The sequence below is a fragment of the Photorhabdus sp. RW14-46 genome, from assembly GCF_963887965.1.
Taxonomy (GTDB): domain Bacteria; phylum Pseudomonadota; class Gammaproteobacteria; order Enterobacterales; family Enterobacteriaceae; genus Photorhabdus; species Photorhabdus laumondii.
The window spans coordinates 36,500-58,744 of record NZ_CAWPHH010000021.1 but is presented as its reverse complement, the minus strand read 5'-3'; the positions used below and the strand labels follow the sequence as shown (position 1 = coordinate 58,744).

Annotated in this window: 24 protein-coding genes; 2 read left to right on the top strand and 22 right to left on the bottom strand. The window is 44.0% G+C overall.

Annotation, left to right across the window (positions count from 1 at the left end):
• Together nrdI and nrdH are read right to left on the bottom strand one after the other, a co-directional pair.
• A complete protein-coding gene (gene nrdI / locus AACQ38_RS16170) occupies positions 1–417 on the bottom strand; it encodes a class Ib ribonucleoside-diphosphate reductase assembly flavoprotein NrdI (protein WP_041380729.1) in 417 nt (138 codons plus the stop codon).
• A gap of 13 nt (positions 418–430) precedes the next feature.
• Positions 431–661, bottom strand: a complete 231-nt coding sequence (gene nrdH / locus AACQ38_RS16165; protein WP_011145611.1) for a glutaredoxin-like protein NrdH — start codon at positions 659–661, stop codon at positions 431–433.
• A 331-nt stretch (positions 662–992) separates the two neighbouring features.
• On the opposite strand from nrdH, the gene AACQ38_RS16160 reads away from it, so the two are divergent.
• Complete coding sequence (locus AACQ38_RS16160; RefSeq protein ID WP_011145612.1) at positions 993–1,454, top strand: methylated-DNA--[protein]-cysteine S-methyltransferase; 462 nt, start codon at positions 993–995, stop codon at positions 1,452–1,454.
• 218 nt (positions 1,455–1,672) lie between these two features.
• Positions 1,673–1,882: a transcription antiterminator/RNA stability regulator CspE gene (cspE, locus tag AACQ38_RS16155; protein WP_041379980.1), complete on the top strand. Its 210-nt coding sequence runs from the start codon at positions 1,673–1,675 to the stop codon at positions 1,880–1,882.
• Between the two features lie 76 nt (positions 1,883–1,958).
• On the opposite strand, the gene crcB is transcribed toward cspE, so the two are convergent.
• From crcB to corC, 20 genes are all read right to left on the bottom strand, one after another.
• Entirely contained in the window at positions 1,959–2,333 is a 375-nt protein-coding gene (gene crcB, locus AACQ38_RS16150; protein WP_011145614.1) for a fluoride efflux transporter CrcB, read from the bottom strand.
• Positions 2,334–2,472: 139 nt separating this feature from the next.
• A complete protein-coding gene (gene lipA / locus AACQ38_RS16145) occupies positions 2,473–3,438 on the bottom strand; it encodes a lipoyl synthase (protein ID WP_011145615.1) in 966 nt (321 codons plus the stop codon).
• A 110-nt stretch (positions 3,439–3,548) separates the two neighbouring features.
• The gene (gene lipB, locus AACQ38_RS16140) at positions 3,549–4,190 is read right to left on the bottom strand and encodes a lipoyl(octanoyl) transferase LipB (protein ID WP_041379981.1); all 642 of its coding nucleotides are present in this window, start codon (positions 4,188–4,190) and stop codon (positions 3,549–3,551) included.
• Positions 4,191–4,321: 131 nt separating this feature from the next.
• Positions 4,322–4,585: a DUF493 family protein YbeD gene (ybeD, locus tag AACQ38_RS16135; protein ID WP_165578586.1), complete on the bottom strand. Its 264-nt coding sequence runs from the start codon at positions 4,583–4,585 to the stop codon at positions 4,322–4,324.
• A gap of 157 nt (positions 4,586–4,742) precedes the next feature.
• Positions 4,743–5,954: a D-alanyl-D-alanine carboxypeptidase DacA gene (gene dacA / locus AACQ38_RS16130; protein ID WP_165578585.1), complete on the bottom strand. Its 1,212-nt coding sequence runs from the start codon at positions 5,952–5,954 to the stop codon at positions 4,743–4,745.
• Positions 5,955–6,116: 162 nt separating this feature from the next.
• Positions 6,117–7,115, bottom strand: a complete 999-nt coding sequence (gene rlpA, locus AACQ38_RS16125) for an endolytic peptidoglycan transglycosylase RlpA (protein WP_011145619.1) — start codon at positions 7,113–7,115, stop codon at positions 6,117–6,119.
• 13 nt (positions 7,116–7,128) lie between these two features.
• The gene (gene mrdB / locus AACQ38_RS16120; protein WP_011145620.1) at positions 7,129–8,241 is read right to left on the bottom strand and encodes a peptidoglycan glycosyltransferase MrdB; all 1,113 of its coding nucleotides are present in this window, start codon (positions 8,239–8,241) and stop codon (positions 7,129–7,131) included.
• Positions 8,242–8,249: 8 nt separating this feature from the next.
• Positions 8,250–10,145: a peptidoglycan DD-transpeptidase MrdA gene (gene mrdA / locus AACQ38_RS16115; protein ID WP_165578584.1), complete on the bottom strand. Its 1,896-nt coding sequence runs from the start codon at positions 10,143–10,145 to the stop codon at positions 8,250–8,252.
• A 40-nt stretch (positions 10,146–10,185) separates the two neighbouring features.
• Positions 10,186–10,656 carry a 23S rRNA (pseudouridine(1915)-N(3))-methyltransferase RlmH gene (rlmH, locus tag AACQ38_RS16110; protein ID WP_011145622.1) on the bottom strand — a complete coding sequence of 157 codons (471 nt, stop codon included), beginning with the start codon at positions 10,654–10,656 and terminating at the stop codon, positions 10,186–10,188.
• A 2-nt stretch (positions 10,657–10,658) separates the two neighbouring features.
• Entirely contained in the window at positions 10,659–10,985 is a 327-nt protein-coding gene (gene rsfS / locus AACQ38_RS16105; RefSeq protein WP_075508944.1) for a ribosome silencing factor, read from the bottom strand.
• Positions 10,986–11,083: 98 nt separating this feature from the next.
• Positions 11,084–11,761, bottom strand: a complete 678-nt coding sequence (nadD, locus tag AACQ38_RS16100) for a nicotinate-nucleotide adenylyltransferase (protein ID WP_011145624.1) — start codon at positions 11,759–11,761, stop codon at positions 11,084–11,086.
• On the bottom strand, positions 11,745–12,785 hold the full coding sequence (gene holA / locus AACQ38_RS16095) for a DNA polymerase III subunit delta (RefSeq protein WP_165578583.1): 1,041 nt from the start codon (positions 12,783–12,785) through the stop codon (positions 11,745–11,747). Before holA ends, nadD begins: the two co-directional genes overlap by 17 nt.
• On the bottom strand, positions 12,782–13,330 hold the full coding sequence (lptE, locus tag AACQ38_RS16090; protein ID WP_165578582.1) for an LPS assembly lipoprotein LptE: 549 nt from the start codon (positions 13,328–13,330) through the stop codon (positions 12,782–12,784). Before lptE ends, holA begins: the two co-directional genes overlap by 4 nt.
• A 13-nt stretch (positions 13,331–13,343) precedes the next feature.
• The gene (leuS, locus tag AACQ38_RS16085; protein ID WP_165578581.1) at positions 13,344–15,926 is read right to left on the bottom strand and encodes a leucine--tRNA ligase; all 2,583 of its coding nucleotides are present in this window, start codon (positions 15,924–15,926) and stop codon (positions 13,344–13,346) included.
• A gap of 162 nt (positions 15,927–16,088) precedes the next feature.
• Positions 16,089–16,814, bottom strand: coding sequence for an amino acid ABC transporter ATP-binding protein (locus tag AACQ38_RS16080; RefSeq protein ID WP_011145628.1), 726 nt, complete (start codon positions 16,812–16,814; stop codon positions 16,089–16,091).
• Complete coding sequence (gltK, locus tag AACQ38_RS16075) at positions 16,814–17,488, bottom strand: glutamate/aspartate ABC transporter permease GltK (protein WP_011145629.1); 675 nt, start codon at positions 17,486–17,488, stop codon at positions 16,814–16,816. The genes AACQ38_RS16080 and gltK overlap by 1 nt, the downstream gene beginning before the upstream one ends.
• Positions 17,489–18,229, bottom strand: coding sequence for an amino acid ABC transporter permease (locus AACQ38_RS16070; RefSeq protein ID WP_011145630.1), 741 nt, complete (start codon positions 18,227–18,229; stop codon positions 17,489–17,491).
• 132 nt (positions 18,230–18,361) lie between these two features.
• Entirely contained in the window at positions 18,362–19,255 is an 894-nt protein-coding gene (locus AACQ38_RS16065; RefSeq protein ID WP_011145631.1) for an amino acid ABC transporter substrate-binding protein, read from the bottom strand.
• Positions 19,256–19,817: 562 nt separating this feature from the next.
• Positions 19,818–21,347, bottom strand: coding sequence for an apolipoprotein N-acyltransferase (lnt, locus tag AACQ38_RS16060; RefSeq protein WP_011145632.1), 1,530 nt, complete (start codon positions 21,345–21,347; stop codon positions 19,818–19,820).
• Positions 21,348–21,354: 7 nt separating this feature from the next.
• Positions 21,355–22,236: a CNNM family magnesium/cobalt transport protein CorC gene (gene corC / locus AACQ38_RS16055; RefSeq protein ID WP_011145633.1), complete on the bottom strand. Its 882-nt coding sequence runs from the start codon at positions 22,234–22,236 to the stop codon at positions 21,355–21,357.
• Positions 22,237–22,245 lie beyond the last annotated feature (9 nt).

Sequence of the window (22,245 nt, the reverse complement as noted above, 5' to 3'; positions counted from 1 at the left end):
TTACATATTCTCTAATGAGTCATGTTGCCAGAATCTTTGAATACCTTGGCGTACCCGTTGTACATCTTCTTCAGTACCCAACAGTTCAAAACGGTATAGGAGCGGTATCCGGCATTTCTCTGAAATTATCCGCCCAGCGATGCCGTAAGCTTCGCCAAAGTTGGTATTCCCGGCCGCGATGACTCCCCGGATGAATGCCCGGTTTTCGGCGATATTGAGAAATCGGATCACTTGTGGTGGAACAGCGCCTTTAGTACTGCCGCCACCGTAACTGGGGGTCAGTAAAATGTAAGGAGAAGTTATATTTAATGGGCTGTCTGATTGATTTATTGGAATACGAAAGGCTGGTATCTCCAGTTTCTGAACAAATCTATGACTATTACTCGATGAACTGGAGAAATAGATCAGTGGATTTATATTCATAATAAACCTATACATTCTCGATTAATGCGTTGATTTTATCTGGACGAAATCCTGACCAATGCTGTGTACCTGCAACAACCACAGGAATTTGCTGATAGCCCATAGCACGGATAGTCGCTAAAGCCTGCGGGTTTTCGGTTAAATCGATAATCTGATAAGGAATATTTCTTCGGCTTAGCACCTGATAGGTTGCGCTGCATTGTACGCAGTCCGGTTTGCTATAAATGGTAATGCTCATTAACGACTCCTTTGTCAGTTTGTGGGCATGTAATGGCAAAATTTGGTTCATGAGTAATAACTTACTTGGAGGCCAGAACTTGAATTATACTATATGTAGTGAAATTTTATTTCAACCATACTATATATGGTGTTAATTTTACATCGAGTGACTATCATTAAAATTACAATGTTGGTTATTCCCTGTTTGTTGGTAGACTTTTCGCCTTCAGACAAGTTTAAGTTTTCTAGTCGGTGGTAAGGGAGCAACTGAATTCATCATTGCAATTTGTTGAAAAGACGATTTACTCTAATCCCTATAATGATTGATATTTTTTTCAATGGAGGTGGTTATGTATCATCACTATTTTGATACACCCAAAGGATTTCCTAAACCGTATATTCATATCACTGCGGATGATAAGGGAGTGACCAGTCTATATTTTGTTGATGAAAAAACAGCGCCTGAAGTGAAAAATGATATTACTAAGCAGTGCGTGAAAGAGTTACGGGGATATTTTGCGGGTAAGCGTACTGAGTTTTCTGTTCCACTCAACCCGGCAGGAACTGAATTCCAGCAGCGTGTATGGTTACAGTTATGTAAGATCCCATTTGGAGAAGTGTGGAGTTATAAGCAACTTTCATTAGCATTAGGTTCAGTTAATTATTGTCGTGCGGTAGGAATGGCTAATTCTCGTAATCCGATCTCATTAATTGTGCCTTGTCATCGTGTTATTGGACATGATGGTAAATTGGTGGGATATACCGGCGGCCTGAATATTAAAAGCTGGCTATTAGAACATGAAAAAACCTAGTCATTTGTTTGTTAGATAACTTGTGTGATAAAAGACCAGGGAAGGTTATAGATATTTATATATGTGTATTATTTAGTAGTAAAACTAAATAAAGATAACATCTATCGTATTTTATTATGCTTTTCGTGATCTTGGTTGTAGACAGTGAGCCAACTTATTTGTTGTACTGTATGCGACGCAGATTTTGTGTCTTAATTTTCACGTTAAAGGTAAGTTTGATGTCAAAAATTAAAGGTAACGTTAAGTGGTTTAATGAATCTAAAGGATTCGGGTTTATCACTCCAGAAGATGGTAGCAAAGACGTATTCGTGCATTTCTCTGCTATTCAGATTACCGGATTTAAAACTTTGGCAGAAGGTCAAAAAGTAGAGTTTGAAATCACTGACGGCGCTAAAGGTCCATCTGCTGTAAACGTTGTCGCTATCTGATTTTAACTCCGTATTTCGAAAACCCGTTATTTCAACGGGTTTTTTTTGTCTTGTATGATATGTAAGTAATTTTAATTTAAAGTTCATGCATCAATACGAAAGCTAACATGGTCATCAGTAATGATCCAAAAAGATTAAGCAAAACTGTTCCCAGTGCCCATCCTAGTTTCCCGTCCAGTAACAAATAAACAACTTCAACAGAGAATGTGGAAAAGGTTGTTAAACCTCCGCAAAAACCGGTGGTCAACATCAATTTCCAAGCCGGATCAAGATGGGTAGATTTATTAAAATAGGCTAACCCTAGCCCGATAATTAATGCACCAATACAGTTAACGGTAAGGGTGCCAATTGCGATATTAGAAGAAATATTATTAAGACGGAGGCTGATAAACCAGCGTAATACGCTGCCTAAGCCACCTCCGATAAATATAGCCAGAATAATATTAATCATAATATACCCGTCATCTTTCAAGCTGCCTCTTTGTTGGCTGCACTCGCTCACCCCGGTCACATAGTTTGCTATGCTCCCGGGGATTCACTCCCTTGCCGTCGCGGTGCAGTTTGAAACCCATAGGGTATAAGAAACTGGGTTATTTGACCTCTTCACCTTTGGCTTGCAAGTCAGCATGATAAGAAGAACGGACAAATGGACCACAGGCAGCATGGGTGAACCCCATAGCTAACGCTTCTTCTTTCATTTCATCAAATTCCTGTGGGCTGACGTAGCGCTGTACCGGTAAATGATGACGACTAGGTTGTAAGTATTGTCCCAGAGTCAGCATAGTCACACCGTGGCGGCGCAGATCACGCATAACATCAAGAATTTCTTCGTTGGTTTCACCAAGACCGACCATTAGACCCGATTTGGTTGGAATATCAGGATGGGCTTCTTTAAATTTTTCAAGTAATTTTAGTGACCACTCATAGTTTGCACCAGGGCGCACCTGACGGTAAACCCGGGGTACGTTTTCCAGGTTATGGTTAAAGACATCGGGCGGTGTCGCTGTCAGTATTTCAAGTGCACGATCCATACGTCCACGGAAGTCAGGAACTAAGGTTTCAATCTTAATGGATGGATTTTTTTCACGAATAGCAGAGATGCAGTCAGCAAAGTGCTGAGCACCACCGTCACGTAGATCATCACGGTCAACGGAGGTGATGACAACGTAGCGCAGTGCCATATCTTTAATGGTTTGTGCCAGTTTTACCGGTTCGTTGGTGTCAGGTGCCATTGGGCGGCCGTGCGCAACATCACAGAAAGGGCAACGGCGGGTGCAAATTGCGCCAAGGATCATAAAGGTTGCTGTACCGTGATTGAAGCATTCTGCCAGGTTAGGGCAAGATGCTTCTTCACAAACGGAATGCAGGCCATTTTTGCGCATGGCAGATTTGATGCCCTGAATGCGGCTGGAATCCGCAGGAAGTTTGATTTTCATCCACTCAGGTTTACGCAAGATTTCTGTACGTTCGGTCATCACTGTTTTGACAGGGATCAGCGCCATTTTGTCTGCGTCGCGGTACTTAACTCCGCGTTCCATCTGAATTGGTTTACTCATAATCGTGCTGGTTCCAGTGTTAAATTCATCAGGTTGAGATTTATCATTCAGTCTACTGTATGATAAACAATTAAAAAATTTTTGAAAAATGTTAAAAAATTATAGCATCTTTAACTGTTCAGTTTAAATCCTAGCTGCTGGCAAAATTTCTCTACCAAAACAGGTTGTACTTGTTCAACAGTAATTCCAGGAACTAAGTCACTGAGTTGAATCATTTTCATGCCGGCATAGCCACAAGGGTTAATACGCTGGAAGGGTTCTAAATCCATTGCGATATTGAGGGCTAACCCGTGGAAAGAACAACCTTTACGTATCCGTAATCCAAGAGAGCAAATTTTTGCTTCATTGACGTAGACACCAGGGGCGTCCGGGCGGGCATAGGCTTTCACACCAAAGTGAGCAAGGGTTTTAATGACAGTATCCTCTATCGCCGTAACCAGTTGCCGTACACCAATTCTGGCGCGTTTAATGTCAATCATGACGTACATAACCTGCTGACCAGGGCCATGATAGGTGACTTGTCCACCACGATCGGATTGAATAACCGGAATATCACCGAGGGACAGCAAATGCTCAGCTTTACCTGCTTGTCCTTGAGTAAAGACTTTTGGATGCTGTACCAGCCAGATTTCATCAGGTGTATTAGTATCTCGCTGCTCAGTAAACAAGTGCATTGCATCAGAAATCGGCTCGTAGGGCTGTATTCCTAATTGACGTAAGAAAATCGTTTTATGTTGCAATTGAAACTTCATTTGATAGCTATAAGATTTGGTCAGTATAACCCTCAGAAGAGCTTCTCACCAGTTTAGTGCATCTGAAACTGTAGTATTCCTGATAGATAAAGAATCCCCTGTAAAATTATAGGGGATTTCTCTAGTGTGTATTACAAGACTACCCGTACCAATTCAAGGTTACCTAACTCTTCATATAGCGTTTCTACTTGTTCAATATGAGTCGCATTGATAGTAATGGACACTGAGTGGTAGTTACCTTTGCTGCTTGGCTTCACTTGTGGAGAGTAATCGCCCGGCGCATGACGTTGAACCACTTCAATGACCTGATTGACTAGCTCAGGCTCCGCTAAGCCCATCACTTTGTAAGTGAATGAACAAGGGAACTCAAGCAGTTCATTTAATTTGGTTTTCATGGGCGCTCCTGTTTTGCTTTCCGCGATACGTACGGTCAGTTTTTCTGTAAAATTTGATACTTTCCTCCGCCTTAAAAACACGGAGATGCTTATTGCGATCGGGTAGTAACCCGATTCGCTTTGATGGGCTCTGTTTATCGCTTAATTATCTCAAGAATTAGCCAAACCAATGATGAAATAGTAGTTTGATGTAATCGATAAAGCGGCCGAAGATGCTGCCTTCTTTTATTTCATTCATCACGACTAAAGGCTGCTGTTCAATAGTCTTGCCATCAAGTTGAAAGTTGATAGTACCTACGACTTGATTTTTCGCCAGTGGTGCATGTAATTCACTATTATTCATGACATAGCTGGCTTTCAGATCTTTCAGACGACCACGGGGAATAGTCAGATAAACATCTTTATCAACACCTAACTGAACCCTATCGTTATCTCCAAACCAGACTGGTTCAGAAGCGAATTCTTTGCTTGCTTTCAGAGGAGCAACAGTTTCAAAGAAACGGAAACCCCAGGTCAGCAGTTTCTTACTTTCTGTTTCACGGCCTTTATAAGTGTGGCCGCCTAATACCGCAGAAATCAGGCGCATATCGCCTTCCGTTGCAGAAGCGACTAGGTTATAGCCCGCTGCGCTAGTGTGGCCGGTTTTAATACCATCGACATTCAGGCTCTTATCCCACAATAAGCCATTACGGTTTGTCTGGCGGATATTGTTGTAGGTAAACTCTTTCTCTTTATAGATGGTGTACTCTTCAGGAACATCACGGATCAGCGCTTGACCAATCAATGCCATGTCACGGGCAGAGCTGTATTGGTCTTCTGCATCCAAGCCATGAACGGTTTTGAAATTCGTATTCTTTAATCCAAGCGATTTCACATAACCATTCATTAAATTAACGAAAGACTCTTGGCTACCGGCAACATAATCTGCCATTGCAACACAGGCATCGTTACCGGATTGCAAGTTTATACCGCGGGATAACATAGAAACCGAGACCTGATCGCCTGGCTTGAGAAACATCAGGGAAGAGCCTTTAAATACCGGATTACCGGTTGCCCATGCGTCAGTGCCAACAGTGACCATATCACTTGGGTGGATTTTGCCTGATTTGATTGCTTGACCAATAACATAACTGGTCATCATTTTTGTCAGACTGGCAGGATCACGGTGTGCATCTGCATTCATCTCAGCCAGCACTTTACCTGAGTTATAGTCGATAAGGATATAAGCTTCCGCATCAATCTGAGGCACACCTGGGATCATCGTTTTCAGGTTGGCATCATTCCCATTGGCAAAGGCAGAAGCACTTATTGCCAGCGCAATACCCAAGGTGGCGCTTTTTATAAAACGAGAAGTGGTTGTATATTTCATGGTTAGTTTGACAACATCCGTGAGAAAAGGTTGATATCGAGCCACATCATAGCAAATGAAAAAAATAGTGACATTGCCAAATTTTGACAAGACTCAGGTTTACATTTTTTTTACTCCTCTTACTGATATCTGAATCAAAGTGAAATATCAGTAAGAGAACGATCAGGGACTGACGATAAAAGAAGATTGCTGTATCTGGTCAGCCAGTTTTTGTTGTAAATCGGCAGCTTGCTGGCGATTGTTGAATGGCCCTAACTGTACACGATAAACGTTACTATATTGAGTTACGCGACCTTGAACATTAAAGCGTTGCGCTAGTGTTTGTTGCCACTCTTTTGCGCGTTGCTCACTGCTAACAGCACCAACCTGAACCATAAAACCATTTGCTGAGGCGGCTGTTGGTGTTGTGACTATTGAAGTACTGTTTGTAACAGACTTAGGTGGTTGCAGCTTCATTGCGGGGAGTTGTTCAGTCGCTTCCGGTTGTATCGTCAGTTTCATCGGCTGATTTGTTAAGGGCTGGCTGCTAGTCTGATCAGGGATATTCTCCATTGTTGGTGTTCCTAATGGACTGGTTGTCAGCGTTGGTCTACCCGGTAGAGCATAACTCTGTTTAACTATCTGGCTGCCAATGGTACCGGGACCGGATGCAGAACCGTCCTGGGCAACCTCGATAAAATCAACCTTAACTTTGGTACTTTGAGTCAGGTTTAACCGTTCAGCGGAAGCCTTCGATAGATCGATAATTCGCCCTGGTTTATAAGGACCACGGTCATTGACTCTGACAATCATCATGCGGCCATTGCTCAAGTTGGTCACACGGACATAACTTGGAATTGGCAGGGTAGGATGGGCGGCTGTCAGCGCATAAGGATTAAAACGTTCACCAATTGCGGTCATTTTGCCGCTGGATTCTTCACCGTACCAACTAGCATAACCTGTCTCACTAAACTGAGAGGGGGCTTGCACAATGTGATAAGTATGTCCGTTCATCTGATAATCATCATTGGCGCTAGGATGATAAGGCTCATAACGAGGTTCTGCACCCAGAACATCCTGCGTTGGTACTGCGGGTAACGGGGCAGATTTTTGTTTGTCAGGAGTAGTACAGCCAGATAGCAGGGCTGCAATCATGCTGAGTATAAGCCAGTGTTGACGCATTGAAACCTCTTCTCTATAAACTTTTGGACAACAATTTTCTGTGTGTGTGAATCGACATGATAATGCCGAAACCCGCCATTAAGACGATTAACGCAGAGCCGCCATAACTGACAAATGGCAAAGGAACGCCGACTACAGGCAGGATACCACTCACCATGCCAATATTGACGAAGATATAAACAAATAGAATTAACATTAGGCCGCCAACCATAACCCGACCAAAAGTGTTCTGTGCTCTGGTTGCGATAACCAACCCACGCGTAATTAATAACATATATAATGTTAATAACAGTAGTACGCCAATCAAACCAAGTTCTTCCGATAGTACGGCAAATATGAAATCTGTATGACGTTCTGGCAGAAATTCCAATTGAGATTGTGTTCCTAATAGCCAGCCTTTACCTGATAAACCACCGGAGCCAATCGCGATTTTTGATTGAATAATATGGTAACCCTTACCTAGTGGATCGCTTTCTGGATCAAGTAGCATCATGACGCGATCGCGCTGATAGCCATGCATCAAGAAGAACCACAAGATGGGGATAAAACAGGCTAACAGTAGAGCTGCGATACCGATCAACCGCCAACTCATGCCCGAAAGGAACAGGACAAACAGACCAGAAGCCGCGATCAGAATTGAAGTCCCTAAGTCTGGCTGAGCGGCAACCAGTAAAGTAGGCAGACAGATGAGCATCAGAGCGATAGTGGTATTTTTCAGTGATGGGGGGCATAAGTCGCGGTTCATAAAGCGTGCGATCATCAGGGGTACGGCTATCTTGGCAATCTCTGAAGGTTGGAAGCGGATGATCCCTAAATCCAGCCAGCGTTGGGCACCTTTACTTATTTGCCCGAAAGCATCGACAAAAATCAGTAAAATAACACAAACAATATAGAGATGGGGTGCCCAGCTTTCATAAACTCTTGGTGGAATTTGCGCCATGATGAGCATGACAACCAGTCCTGCACCAATTTGACCAATTTTGCGCTCCATCATCCCCATATCTTGGCCGCTGGCACTCCACATAACAAAAGCGCTGTATATCAGCAATGCCAAAATGCACAGGAGTAACGGTAGGTCGATATGTAATCTGGTCCAGAGAGGAACCCTTTTTTGGTTTTCTGTCATGGTGTTAATCAGTCACTTTCTGTTCCGGGAGGTGTAGGGACAGCATTCGGCAATGTTATGTTGTTATCCTCTAATAGTACATGGTCGAGGATTTGGCGAACAAGGGTTCCCACTGCTGGACCTGCACCACCATTCTCTAAAATAATGGAAAGGGCTACTGTCGGATTTTCATAAGGGGCGAAAGCGGTCATCAGCTTATGATCCCGTAAATGCTCAGCAATTTTACTGGCATTGTAGGTTTCATAACTGTAGACCTGTGCTGTTCCCGATTTGACCGCGGCTTTATAAGGCGTGCTGATAAAGCTCTTGTGGCCGGTACCGTTTGGTAGGTTAGCAACACCGTACATGCCACTTTTGGCTAATTCCCAATATCCTGAATGGATATCACCGATCTGAATATTTTCTGTTTGTTGATAAGGGATCATCTCACCTTTCAGCTTCTTGCTTAGCAGAAGATGTGGTGTTTTTACATTACCGTCGTTAATTAAGGTTGTCAGTGCTTTTACCATTTGAATGGGGGTTGCTGTCCAATATCCCTGGCCGATACCCACAGGAATGGTATCTCCTTGATACCAAGGTTTTTTATATTTTCTTTGTTTCCATTCGCGGGTAGGCATGATACCGGTGCGTTCTTCGGCTAGGTCGATTCCAGTATATTCGCCATAGCCAAACTTGGTCATCCACTCAGATAGACGATCAATTCCCATATCATAGGCCACTTGATAGAAGAAAGTATCCGCGGATTCTACAATGGCTCTATGTGCATTGAGACTACCGTGCCCCCAACGTTTCCAGTCACGGTAGCGTTTTTCTGAACCCGGTAATTGCCACCAACCCGGATCAAAAATGGTGGTATTTTTATTGATAACGCCTGTACTTAGTGCTGCGACGGTAATAAAAGGTTTCACTGTCGAAGCTGGAGGGTAGATTCCTTGAGTAGCACGATTAATAAGTGGCCTATCAGGATTGTTTAATAGCTCTTGGTAGTTCTTATTGGAGATACCGTTTACGAATAGGTTTGGATCATAGCTTGGGTTAGATACCAGCGCCAGAATTTCCCCATTACGTGGATCACTGACAACGACCGCAGCACGGCTGGTTGTCAGGAGTTTCTCAATGTAAATCTGCAATTCGAGATCGATAGTTAGGTAAATGTCTTGTCCGGCCTGTGGTGGTTGTTCATGTAATTGGCGTATCACCCGGCCTCGGTTATTCACTTCGACTTCTTCATAACCCGTTTTGCCGTGTAAAACAGTTTCATAATAGCGTTCAATACCCAGTTTGCCGATATCATGGGTAGCGGCGTAATTAGGTAAAATACCTTCTTTATCCAATCGTTCTACATCTTTATCATTAATTTTAGCAACATAGCCGATGATATGTGTCAGTGCTGAACCATAAGGGTAGAAGCGGCGTTGGTAACCTTTTATTTCAAAACCAGGGAAACGATATTGGTTAACGGCAAAGCGTGCTACTTGAATATGATCAAGTGAAGTTTTCAATGGAATAGAGGTAAAGCGGCGCGAGCGTTTACGCTCTTTTTCAAAGTTGGCAATATCTTCGTCAGTCAGATCGATAACATTGCGTAAATCATTCAGCGTTTGCTCAAGGTGTTCTACCTTTTCAGGTATAATTTCCAACTGATAGATAGTTCGATTAAGTGCCAATGGCGTGCCGTTTCGGTCATAAATGATACCGCGACTTGGTGCAATTGGAACCAGTTTAATACGGTTTTCGTTTGAACGGGTTTGATAGTCTTCGTGGCGGGTGATTTGTAAATGGTAAAGATTGGCCATCAGGATACCCGTCAGTACCAAGATGATAATAAACGCCACCAATGCGCGGCGAGCAAATAGGGCTGATTCAGCCGTATAATCACGAAAAGGGGTACGTTTATTCTTCATCCCATTGCCAGAAATTCGCTTTTATCCGTTGATAACCAAATTATTCCCGATGATAGGGATGATTGGTCGTAATACTCCATGCCCGGTACAGGCTTTCCGCAACCAAAACTCGGACCAGAGGATGGGGTAAGGTCAGCGGTGACAGTGACCAGCTTTGCTCTGCGGCAGCTTTACATGCCGGAGCGAGACCTTCGGGTCCACCTATCAACAAACTGACATCTCTACCATCCCGTTTCCAATGTTCAAGCTGTTGCGCCAATTGAGGCGTTTCCCAACGGGAACCCGGAATGTCCAGGGTGACAATACGGCTGCCTTTGCTGACAGCGGCCAGCATTTGTTCGCCTTCTTTTTCCAGAATGCGTTTAATATCCGCATTTTTGCCCCGTTTGCCGGCCGGAATTTCTATCAGATCAAATGGCATGTCTTTGGGAAAACGCCGCAAATAATCTGTAAAGCCGGCCTGTATCCAGTCCGGCATTTTTGTACCTACAGCGATTAATTGCAGCTTCAAACTCAGCTCCAGAGCTTTTCGAGTTCGTACATGCGGCGGCTCTCTTCTTGCATGACATGTACGATAACTTCACCGAGGTCTACGACAATCCAGTCAGATACGCCTTGTCCTTCAACGCCGAGTGGGATCAGGCCGCTCGCACGACAGTCATCAACCAGATTATCTGCGACAGACATCAGATGGCGGCTGGAAGTTCCGGTACAGACGATCATGCAATCGGTAATACTTGATTTCCCTTGGACATCAAGGGAAACAATATCCTGTGCTTTGGAGTTTTCAAGCTTATCAATAACAAACTGTTGGAGTTCTTTACCTTGCAAAAGGCTCATCCTTATTTTTTATCACAATTGATTAAATAGTGCGGAATAATAGCATGTCAGGTCACTTAAGGGTAAGTCAACTAAGCGACTAATCGAGGCAGATTCCGCTATTGGCGATATAACCCCTGTGAATCTATATACTTTTGTACTGAAAGGGGGAGTAAATCGTCACAACTTAACCCTTGCTGGTGGCGTTGACGGATGTCGGTTGCTGAGATCGACAGCAGAGGTGTATCTGCCAGATAGATATAACCGTTAGGTTTACTGCCAAGTTGGCTTGGATCGTAGATTTGATGTTTTGTAAGCCATTGTTGCATTTCAGTTGTGGAAAACTGAGTTTGATAACCAGGACGAGCACAAACTAGCAAATGGCAGAAACTCAGTAGCTCTTGCCAACGATGCCAAGTGTGCAGTGATAACAAAGCATCCTGGCCGATTATAAATGCTAGTGGTTGTTTGTTACCAAGTTCCTGACGGAATGACTCTAGCGTATCAATTGTGTAAGAGGGGATAGTACGCTCCAGTTCACGCTTATCGACGGTAAACAGTGGGCTATCCTGTACTGCCAGTTGTACCATTTCAAGCCGCTGTTGTGCAGTGGCTTCCGGTTGTGGGCGGTGTGGTGGGACGTGATTTGGTAGTAAAATCACTTGATTCAGGCCAGTTTGATATGCCAAGGTTTCAACTGGCTGCAAGTGCCCGTAATGGATGGGATCGAATGTTCCACCAAATAATGCTTTAATAACGGGTTGTTTCGGGCAAGTAGAATCAATGGCATGAGGCATTAAAAAAGCTCTCAGGTAAGGTTTTTCCACATAACAGCATGGAAAGAGTTTCTAAATCTGACCAAATAGACTGGCCGTAATCCTGTTTGATCTGGCGTTCCATCTGTACAAGTAAATGAATTGCTCTCTGCAAATCATGTTGAGTGAGACGTTGCAGTGCGCTTGTCAGTAATGAACGGCGGTTTTGCCATACCCGATGCTGATCTAACAGTGTTTTCATCGGGGTTGTGGTACTTTGACGTTTCAGCGTGAGTAGCAACAGTAATTCACGCTGTACGGTACGTAATAGAATAACAGCTTCGCAATCTTCCTGTTTTAACTGTTTTAGAATATGCCAGGCTCGTTTTGCTTTACCTGATAATAGCGAGTCTACCCAGTGATAAGGTGTAAAGTGAGCTGCGTCATTTACCGCATTTTCGACACGATATAAGGTTAGTTTACCGTCTGGGTATAGCAGGGAAAGACGCTCAAGTGCCTGAGCTAACGCCAGTAAATTTCCTTCATAACAATAACACAGTAGTTGATTGGCTTGTTCTTCCAGCACCAATTTCATAGCTTTGGCCCGTTGTGCAACCCACTGCGGCAGACGGTTCTGTTCCGGGGTCTGACAACTGACATAAACACCATTTTTTCCTAGTATTTTGAACCAGTGACTGTTCTCCTGAGCCTTGGTCAATTTCAAACCACGTAGTATTAGCAGTATATCTGGGTGAAGTAGTTCTGCCAGTTTCACCAGTTGTTCGGCTATGGTTGTGTTAGGGCCATTTTCCGGCAGTAATAAAGTGAGTGTTTGACGGCTAGCAAACAGACTTAATGACTGACAAATATTGAATATCTCACCCCACTCGGTGTGATTATCCAGCGTATAGGTGAAGTGTTCAGTGAAGGCGTTTTTTTCAGCAGCCTTGCGAATATGATCCTGGCTTTCCTGTAATAGTAGGGGTTCATTACCCCATATCAGATAACAGTTTCGCAGCCCCTCATTGAGCTGCGAAATCAGTTGTTCGGGATAGAGTTTGATCATTGTGCTGGCGCAGCTTGCTGTCCCACCTGTTTCTCTCGGGCTTTCTGCTTTTCTGCGTTGTGAACGGTCAATAACTGGCGAACTAACCGGCGAGCAGCTTGTTCACGCATTTCTTGATTGATTATCTCGTTTTCAGCATCTTTCGCCAGGGCCTCTAATGGGTTGTCGAAAAAAGAGCGGTCAACCCTGGATCGCAGCGGATATACGCTACCGTCTGGCATAATAACTTGAGCATTGACATTCAGTGTCAATTGGCGTTCAGCTGCCTTACCATCTTGGAAAACAGAGACAGTATCTTTATTTTCAGAAGAGTCAATTAACTTCAAAACAGGAACATCAGCGCTACCATCCTCAAGGATAGTGACGTTATTCAGACGAAGCTGTTGGCGAACGGAACGGGCCAGTGGCCCATATGGGTCACTGCTTGTTATTTGCAGCTTTTTGAGTTCTGCTGGCACCTGGGTGGTGCCGCGCAGATGAAAACCGCAGCCAGCGGTGACTAGCACCGCCAACCCCAGCAACAACGTTAAAATACGATGTCGCACATTGCCTCCTTTATCAGCCGACGACCAGATTCAGCAGTTTGCCTGGTACATAAATGACTTTGCGAATAGTGACGCCTTCAAGGTATTTCGCCACACCATACTCTTGTGCTGCCAGATCATGAACATATTCTTTAGTCGCATCGGCTGACACAGTAACACGACCACGCACTTTACCGTTAACTTGAATGACGACTAGCTTGGTATCGTCAACCATTGCCTGCTCATTAGCTTGTGGCCAATCAGCCGTATCAATACCACCTTCACCACCCAGAGCTTGCCACATAATAAAGCAAGCATGAGGAGTTATTGGTGACAACATACGGACAACCGCCAACAGTGCCTCTTGCATCAGAGCGCGATCTTGCTCAGTTTCCTGTGGTGCGCGGGTCAGTTTATTCATCAATTCCATTACCGCAGCGATAGCAGTATTGAATGCCTGACGGCGACCAACATCATCTGTAACTTTAGCGATGGTTTTGTGCAGGTCACGGAATAGATCTTTTTGTTCCACTGTCAGGTTTGTGATATCCAGTGGTTGAGTTGCCCCTTTACTGCTATGTTCATAAACCAAGCGCCACACACGTTTCAAAAAGCGATTTGCTCCTTCAACGCTGGATTCTTGCCATTCTAGCGTCAGCTCTGGTGGTGCCGCGAACATCATAAACAGGCGAACGGTATCAGCACCATATTTTTCTACCATCAATTGTGGGTCAATACCGTTGTTTTTGGATTTAGACATTTTGCTCATGCCGGTATAAACCAGCTCATGGCCTTCTTTATCCGTCGCTTTAACGATACGGCCTTTATCATCACGTTCAACGATAGTATCAGCCGGGGAAACCCAAATTTTTTCACCATTTTTGCCGATATAATAAAAAGCATCGGCTAGAACCATGCCCTGACATAACAGACGTTTGGCAGGTTCATTGGAATTGACCAAGCCTGCGTCACGCATCAGTTTGTGGAAGAAACGGAAATACATCAGATGCATGATGGCATGTTCGATACCACCGATGTATTGGTCAACTGGCAGCCAATAGTTAGCCGCTGCTGGATCGAGCAGGCCCTTGTCATAATCTGGGCAGGTGTAGCGAGCGTAGTACCAGGAAGATTCCATAAAGGTATCGAAGGTATCGGTCTCACGTAGTGCGGGCTGGCCGTTGATAGTGGTTTTTGCCCACTCAGGATCAGCTTTAATTGGGCTGGTGATGCCATCCATTTTGACATCTTCTGGCAGAATAACAGGCAGTTGATCTGCTGGAACCGGAACAACTGTGCCATTTTCCAGTGTTGCCATTGGAATAGGAGCACCCCAGTAACGTTGACGGGAAACACCCCAGTCGCGCAGACGATAGTTGACTTTACGCTTACCTACGCCCATTTCCACCAGTTTATTAGCGATGGCATTAAAACCGGCTTCGTGATTCAGACCGCTAAATTCACCGGAATTAAACAGGATATTCTTATCTGTTACCGGTGCTTCATGGACGTTCGGTTCATTACCTTCATTGTCCAGAATAACGGCTTTTATTGGCAGGTTATATTTTGTCGCAAATTCCCAGTCGCGTTGATCGTGGCCAGGCACTGCCATGACTGCACCGGTGCCGTATTCCATCAGGACGAAGTTTGCAATCCAGATTGCCACTTTCTCTTTGGTCAATGAATGAATAGCAAACATACCGGTTGCCATGCCTTTTTTCTCCATTGTTGCCATATCTGCTTCTGCAACTTTGGTATTACGGCACTCATCAATGAAAGCAACCAGTTCAGGGTTATTTTCTGCTGCTTGTTTTGCCAGAGGATGGCCGGCGGCAATCGCAACATAAGTGGCGCCGAGGAACGTATCAGGACGAGTGGTATAGACGGTCAGTTTCTCCTGACTATCAGCCACATCAAAAGTGATTTCTACCCCTTCAGAACGGCCAATCCAATTGCGCTGCATGGTTTTGACCTGCTCTGGCCACTCTTCCAGCGTCTCCAGATCGTTTAACAACTCTTCGGCATAATCAGTGATTTTGATAAACCATTGTGGAATTTCTTTACGTTCAACTTTGCTATCACAACGCCAGCAGCAGCCATCGACCACTTGTTCATTAGCCAGAACAGTCAGATCGTGGGGACACCAGTTAACTGAGGAGGTTTTTTTATAAACCAAGCCCTTTTCATACAATTTGGTGAAAAACCACTGTTCCCAACGGTAATATTCCGGGGTACAGGTTGTGACTTCACGATCCCAGTCGTAACCGAAGCCCAGTGTTTTCAATTGACCTTTCATATATTCGATGTTGGCGTAGGTCCACGGAGCAGGTGCAGTATTGTTTTTTACTGCGGCACCTTCTGCGGGCAGGCCAAATGCATCCCAACCGATAGGTTGCAGGACATTTTTTCCAAGCATACGTTGATAACGGGAGATAACATCGCCAATAGTGTAGTTACGTACATGGCCCATGTGTAGTCGACCAGAAGGGTAAGGTAGCATGGACAGGCAGTAATATTTTTCTTTGCTGTTGTCTTCTGTCACTTTGAAAGTTTGCTTCTCTTGCCAGTGAAGCTGAACTTGCGGCTCTATATCTTCTGGACGGTATTGTTCTTGCATGGCACCGATGATCCTATGGTGAGTAAAAAGCTACGTTTGTAGCAATCATTTAGTTGGTAAAATATGAGATCGGCATAGCATATCTGATTTGGTATATAAGAAACAGAGGTTCTGAGGGAAAATCCGATGGCGACGGGAGTCACCACCGGGGATGAAATGAGGTTAGTGAAGAATTTTAGCTAGAAATTCTTTGGCGCGATCTGATTTTGGATTCGCAAAGAAATCTTCTTTTTTGCTATCTTCAACAATTCTGCCTTCATCCATAAAGATAACCCGGTTGGCTACTTTACGGGCAAAGCCCATTTCGTGAGTAACAACCATCATGGTCATCCCTTCATCTGCCAGTTTAACCATGACATCGAGCACTTCATTGATCATTTCAGGGTCGAGTGCGGAGGTAGGTTCGTCAAATAGCATGGCAATCGGGTCCATACAAAGGGCTCGGGCGATTGCTACACGTTGTTGTTGACCACCGGAAAGTTGAGACGGGAATTTATTCGCTTGACTGGCAAGCCCAACGCGTTCAAGTAATTTCAGCCCCTTTTCTTCCGCTGCTTTTTTATCACGATTAAGCACTTTAATCTGCGCTAGAGTTAAATTTTCAATGATGGATAGATGGGGGAACAGCTCAAAATGCTGGAACACCATGCCGACTTTAGAGCGTAGTTGTGCCAGATTGGTGTTTTTATCATTAACTTTAATGTCATTAACCAGAATTTCACCCTGTTGGATGGATTCCAGGCCATTGACCGTTTTTATCAGGGTGGATTTGCCTGAGCCAGACGGGCCACAGACCACAACGACTTCACCTTTTTTAACTTCAGTTGAGCAGTCGGAGAGAACCTGAAATTGGCCATACCACTTGGATACATTTTTCAGGGAGATCATCAAACAGTCCTTTTCTTCAAATAGTTAACCAGCATAGATGCGGCAATACTAATAATAAAATAAACCAAACCAGCAAATAGGATCATTTCGACCTGAGTGCCATCACGCTCACCGATATTTGCCGCAGTACGGAAAAAGTCCGCTAGGCTGAGCACATACACCAATGAGGTGTCTTGAAACAGTACGATACCCTGTGTCAGTAACAGCGGGGTCATCGCACGGAATGCCTGAGGCAGGATAACCAGTCTCATACTTTGCATTGGTGTCATACCCAATGCCAGTGCTGCCGAAGATTGCCCGCGGGAAATACTCTGAATTCCTGCCCGGATAATTTCTGAATAATAAGCAGCTTCGAAAAAGGCAAATGCAACCATAGCTGAAATTAAACGAATATCTGTTTTCGGAGAAATCCCTAGAACGTTCTGCACTAGGCTAGGCACAATCAGATAGAACCATAACAGTACCATAACCAGTGGTACAGAACGGAACAGATTGACATATAAAGTGGCAAACCAGCTCAGTGCTTTTACCGAAGAGAGGCGCATAACAGCCAGTACGGTTCCCCAGAGAATACCGACAACAACAGCAATAATCGTGATTTTTGCTGTAATGACTAAGCCTTGTAGCAGAAACGGGATACTGGGGATAATCGAACTCCAGTCAAACTCGTACATTTATTGACCTCCAATATTACCCGGTAAACGCACTTTTTTCTCAAGCAAGTGCATGGCAAGCATAATCACCAGATTGATTCCGATATAAGCTAGCGTAATCGCCGTAAATGTTTCATAAGCATGTGCTGAGTAATCAAGTAACTTACCTGCTTGTGCTGCCATATCTACCAGACCAATAGTGGAGGCAATGGCGGAGTTTTTCACCAGATTCATCATTTCTGATGTCATGGGTGGAATGATTACTCGATAGGCATTGGGTAATAGGACATAGCGATAGGTTTGCGGCAAGGTTAGCCCCATTGCCAGCCCTGCCGCTTTTTGACCACGTGGTAGTGATTGTATGGCGGCACGAACCTGCTCACACATCCGAGCAGCAGTGAAAAGACCTAAACAGGCAGTGGATGAGAGAAAAAATTGGATATTAGGGTCCAGCTCAGTTTTAAACCACAGACCGATTTTTTCTGGTAGTAGTTCAGGTACAACCAGATACCAGATAAAAAATTGAACTATCAGTGGTACGTTACGAAAGAGCTCAACATAACAGGTACCTATCCCAGATAGTATTTTATTGGGAACAGTGCGTAAGATGCCGAACAGTGAGCCGACAATGAAAGCGATAATCCAGGCGCAGATAGACAAGGCAATCGTTACCTGAAATCCAGCTATCAACCAGCCTAGATAAGTCGTATTGCCGAAAGGGGCAGCTTGCAAAAAGATGCCCCAATTCCAATCGATTGACATAATAATACTCCCTGTTAGGGTGTAGCTTGATCCCCTGAAAACGATTGATTGGCTGAGAAAAAAAGCGAGGTAGGGAACGGCCACCTCGCACCCTGTGATGCCAATCAAATAGTCATTTTTTTAATTATATTTCTAGTCAAGCGCCTTATCATTTGGCGATTTAAATAGTGCTTTCATTTCATCAGACAAAGAGAAATTCAAATTCAGGTTCTTGGGTGGAATCGGGTGTTTGAACCAGCGCTCAAATGATTTCTCTGCCACTCCAGAGGTTTGCGCCTGAACAATGGTCTCATCGATCAGCTTCTTGAATTGAAGATCGTCTTTGCGCGATATACAACCATAGGCTTCTCTAGACTGAGGTGTACCAACAATTTCCCACTGATCAGGTTTTTTCGCTTTGGCGCGTTCACCTGCTAGTAGTGCATCATCCACCATAAAGGCGATTGCCCGGCCAGATTCCAGAGTACGGAATGAGTCACCATGATCTTTTGCACTGATGATGCGCATTTTCATGCTTTTCTCATCGTTGAGTTTATTCAGCAAGATTTCAGAAGTCGTACCTGCTGAGACAACGACATTTTTACCCGCCAAATCTGGGAAATCTTTTATACCGGAACCTTTTTTAGTCAGCAAACGTGTTGTAATAATAAAGATGCTGTTAGAGAAAGTGACTTGTTTCTGACGTTCAAGGTTATTGGAAGTGGAACCGCATTCGAAATCATAAGTGCCATTTTGTAGCAATGGGATACGATTTTGCGAAGTCACGGGTATCAATTTTACTTGCAGATTTGGCATGTCCAGTTTCTTCTTCACTGCTTCAACAATCAGATTAGAATAATCCTGAGAGTAGCCGACGACTTTTTGATGGTTATCGTAGTAAGCAAAAGGTACGGAGGATTCACGATGTCCCACAATGATCACACCATCATCTTTAACCTTTTTCAGTGTTCCCGTTAATTCTTCGGCTTGAGCAGCCCCCGCCATGCCAAGTAACATCATGGTTAATACTAGATTACGCATACGCATATATAACTCCTTTAATGTGGCTATCGTTTGCGATGTTGTGTTTGCAAAAGTCTCTCTGTGATTTGTTTTTAATCTAGGATCATTTGCTGTTGTATGTGTATATAGTGTTAAAAAATAGTACAAAAGGGTTAGATAATGAAAATGAATTGTTTCTATTTCGGGAGCTGTCTCGCACTATAAATGAACAATGTTGTTTGTCTTGCACAATAAAGATACGTGATTATCATTTTTTTGGTGCATGTTCCCATTTTTTATTAGTGAAACAGCTATTTTCCTTTTCATTCATAGAGATAGTAGCAATTAGCATGCCAAAATAATAACGAAGGGTAAAATTAATACCAATAAGTTGTTTAAGTAGGTTACTTGTATACATAGAGTGATATCAGTGATTGAGGGTTAGCATGGGTCAATGGCTGAATTGGGCAAGGTATATTTCATGCCAATTGCCAGACGATTCTATAGGTTGATAAGGCCGATTAATAATGTTAAATCGACAATTTCAAGGGAGCAGTTTTGCTCCCTTTTGACTGTCTAGACATTCGAATCAAGATGGATATTTGAATTAAGATTTACGGCGGTTATACGTTAAGGCAAACAGAGAAAATGATACGGTAATTATCCATAACGGCCAGTTACCCCAGCGTGCATAGGGCGTTATCCCGGTTGCAGGTGTCACTTTAGCTACCAAGACATTACGGGTAAATTGTGGGAGTGCTGCTTGCACTTCTCCGTCCGGGCGGATAACAGCTGTAATGCCGTTATTGGTACCACGTAGTAACGGGCGTCCTAATTCAAGGGAACGCATGCGCGCCATTTGGAAATGTTGCCAAGGGCCAATTGAACCACCAAACCAAGCATCATTGGAAACAGTGAGTAAGAATTCGGTATCCGGTTTGAAATTCGCCCGAACTTGTTCACCCAGTATAATTTCATAACAAATAGCGGTGGTTAGGTTATATCCTGCAACAGAAAGCTGTGGTTGAATGTAGTTGCCACGGCTGAATGAAGACATGGGTAAGTTGAAGAATGGTGCCAGAGGCCGGAGTAGGGATTCTAGCGGAACAAATTCACCGAATGGTACCAGATGATATTTATCGTAGCGAATAGCTGCCGGATATTGATAAGGTATTTTATCGCCGAGGACAATCACACTGTTATAGATCTTATCACGGTCGCCAACGGCTCTTTCATCGACAATACCGGTAATGAGGCTGGTATGTTGATTGCGTAACAGTTCATCCAATTTTGTTAGAAAGTGGCGTTGATAACTTTCCAATGAAGGAATAGCAGACTCCGGCCAGATGATTATCGGCATTTTGCCGATGTATGGCAGGCTGTTGCCCATGTAGATGTCCATAGTTTCGCTGAGCATTTTAGGGTCCCATTTCAGGGATTGTGGAATATTTCCCTGAATCAGCGCGACATCAACAGTTTTTTCAGATAGCAGGCTGTACCACTGATAATGGCGTATTGGCCATGGTAATAGCAGAATGGCGACAGCGATAATACCAGCGACTATTTTCCGATGTATGACGGCCAGAACGAATAACCCGCTGAGAGCCATTAACAGGAAAGTGATGGCCTCAACACCCAAAATTGGTGCAATGGCTTTCATTGGACCATCTAATTGACTGTAGCCGAATTGTAGCCAGGGGAAACCGGTTAGAATCCAGCCTCGCAGGAATTCGGTGAGTTGCCATAATGCAGGTGCTGCTACAGCCAGCCTCAACCCGTTCGTTTTTGCGAAGAAACGATTGAGTAAGGCAGCGAATAAAGCAGGATAGAGCGAGAGATAGGCGGCAAGTAATATGACCAGCAGAATATTGACTGTGGTTGGCATGCCACCGAAATTAGCAATACTGACATACACCCAGTTTGTACCACTGCCGAACAGACCGAATCCCCAACAAAAAGCAATAAATGCCGCTTGTCGGGGTGTTCTGTTTAAAGTCAGAAGTTGTAGTCCAAACAGGGAGATAATCGCGGCAGGCCAGAAGTCAAAAGGTGAAAAAGCCAGTGTTCCACTGGCTCCAAAAAACAGTGCCAGTAAGGCGCGTAGCCGCTGGCAATTTAATAATGAAGCTTTGTTCATTCAGATTTTATTCTTCTTCAAGGTTAGGTATTGGCGCATCGTCCGGTATCGTAACATAAACTTGAATAATTCTTCGGCTGTCGGCCATAGCAACTTTAAAGAGATAGCCGTTGATATCAACGGACTCTCCTCTGGCGGGTAAATGACCGAATGCCTGCATAACCAGACCACCAATAGTATCCACTTCTTCATCACTGAATTGGGTGCTAAAGGCTTCATTAAAGTCTTCAATCTGAGTCAGTGCTCGTACCGTATAGGTATGACGGCTCAAGGCACGAATATCGACATCTTCTTCTTCATCGTATTCGTCTTCAATTTCACCGACGATCAATTCAAGAATATCTTCGATAGTGACTAGGCCCGATACACCACCAAACTCATCAATGACAATTGCCATATGATAACGTTGAGAACGGAATTCTTTCAGCATGCGGTCAACCCGTTTACTTTCAGGTACAACGACAGCCTGACGCAGAACCTTATCTATGCTGAATGGTGGGGAGTCGGTGCGCATAAATGGCAATAGGTCTTTTGCCATTAAAATCCCTTCAATATGATCTTTATCTTCACTGATCACAGGGAAACGAGAGTGAGCCGAATCGATAATCACATCCAGACATTCGTCCAGGGTTTGATTACGTTTTAAGGTAACGATTTGAGAACGGGGGATCATGATATCCCGAACACGCTGATCGGAAATATCCATTACCCCTTCGAGCATATCGCGGGTATCAGGATCAATCAGATCGTTTTGTTCAGAGTCACGGATCAGTTCCACCAGTTCATCACGGCTTTTTGGCTCACCGTGAAAAAGTTGGTTAAGAAGAAGAGTGAAAAACCCTTTCTTAGGGCTAGGGTTGTCATTACTTGAAGGATGGTCGTCGCTCATGGCGTTTTA

Bases quoted from the DNA above. Each gene is read 5' to 3' on its own strand.
- dacA (WP_165578585.1), bottom strand. From the start codon at position 5,954: ATGAAATATACAACCACTTCTCGTTTTATAAAAAGCGCCACCTTGGGT.
- lnt (WP_011145632.1), bottom strand. From the start codon at position 21,347: ATGAACAAAGCTTCATTATTAAATTGCCAGCGGCTACGCGCCTTACTG.
- mrdB (WP_011145620.1), bottom strand. From the start codon at position 8,241: ATGACAGAAAACCAAAAAAGGGTTCCTCTCTGGACCAGATTACATATC.
- AACQ38_RS16160 (WP_011145612.1), top strand. From the start codon at position 993: ATGTATCATCACTATTTTGATACACCCAAAGGATTTCCTAAACCGTAT.
- corC (WP_011145633.1), bottom strand. From the start codon at position 22,236: ATGAGCGACGACCATCCTTCAAGTAATGACAACCCTAGCCCTAAGAAA.
- nrdH (WP_011145611.1), bottom strand. From the start codon at position 661: ATGAGCATTACCATTTATAGCAAACCGGACTGCGTACAATGCAGCGCA.
- gltK (WP_011145629.1), bottom strand. From the start codon at position 17,488: ATGTACGAGTTTGACTGGAGTTCGATTATCCCCAGTATCCCGTTTCTG.
- crcB (WP_011145614.1), bottom strand. From the start codon at position 2,333: ATGATTAATATTATTCTGGCTATATTTATCGGAGGTGGCTTAGGCAGC.
- lipA (WP_011145615.1), bottom strand. From the start codon at position 3,438: ATGAGTAAACCAATTCAGATGGAACGCGGAGTTAAGTACCGCGACGCA.
- rsfS (WP_075508944.1), bottom strand. From the start codon at position 10,985: ATGAGCCTTTTGCAAGGTAAAGAACTCCAACAGTTTGTTATTGATAAG.
- mrdA (WP_165578584.1), bottom strand. From the start codon at position 10,145: ATGAAGAATAAACGTACCCCTTTTCGTGATTATACGGCTGAATCAGCC.
- leuS (WP_165578581.1), bottom strand. From the start codon at position 15,926: ATGCAAGAACAATACCGTCCAGAAGATATAGAGCCGCAAGTTCAGCTT.
- holA (WP_165578583.1), bottom strand. From the start codon at position 12,785: ATGATCAAACTCTATCCCGAACAACTGATTTCGCAGCTCAATGAGGGG.
- ybeD (WP_165578586.1), bottom strand. From the start codon at position 4,585: ATGAAAACCAAATTAAATGAACTGCTTGAGTTCCCTTGTTCATTCACT.
- cspE (WP_041379980.1), top strand. From the start codon at position 1,673: ATGTCAAAAATTAAAGGTAACGTTAAGTGGTTTAATGAATCTAAAGGA.
- rlpA (WP_011145619.1), bottom strand. From the start codon at position 7,115: ATGCGTCAACACTGGCTTATACTCAGCATGATTGCAGCCCTGCTATCT.
- nadD (WP_011145624.1), bottom strand. From the start codon at position 11,761: ATGCCTCATGCCATTGATTCTACTTGCCCGAAACAACCCGTTATTAAA.
- lipB (WP_041379981.1), bottom strand. From the start codon at position 4,190: ATGAAGTTTCAATTGCAACATAAAACGATTTTCTTACGTCAATTAGGA.
- AACQ38_RS16065 (WP_011145631.1), bottom strand. From the start codon at position 19,255: ATGCGTATGCGTAATCTAGTATTAACCATGATGTTACTTGGCATGGCG.
- AACQ38_RS16070 (WP_011145630.1), bottom strand. From the start codon at position 18,229: ATGTCAATCGATTGGAATTGGGGCATCTTTTTGCAAGCTGCCCCTTTC.
- AACQ38_RS16080 (WP_011145628.1), bottom strand. From the start codon at position 16,814: ATGATCTCCCTGAAAAATGTATCCAAGTGGTATGGCCAATTTCAGGTT.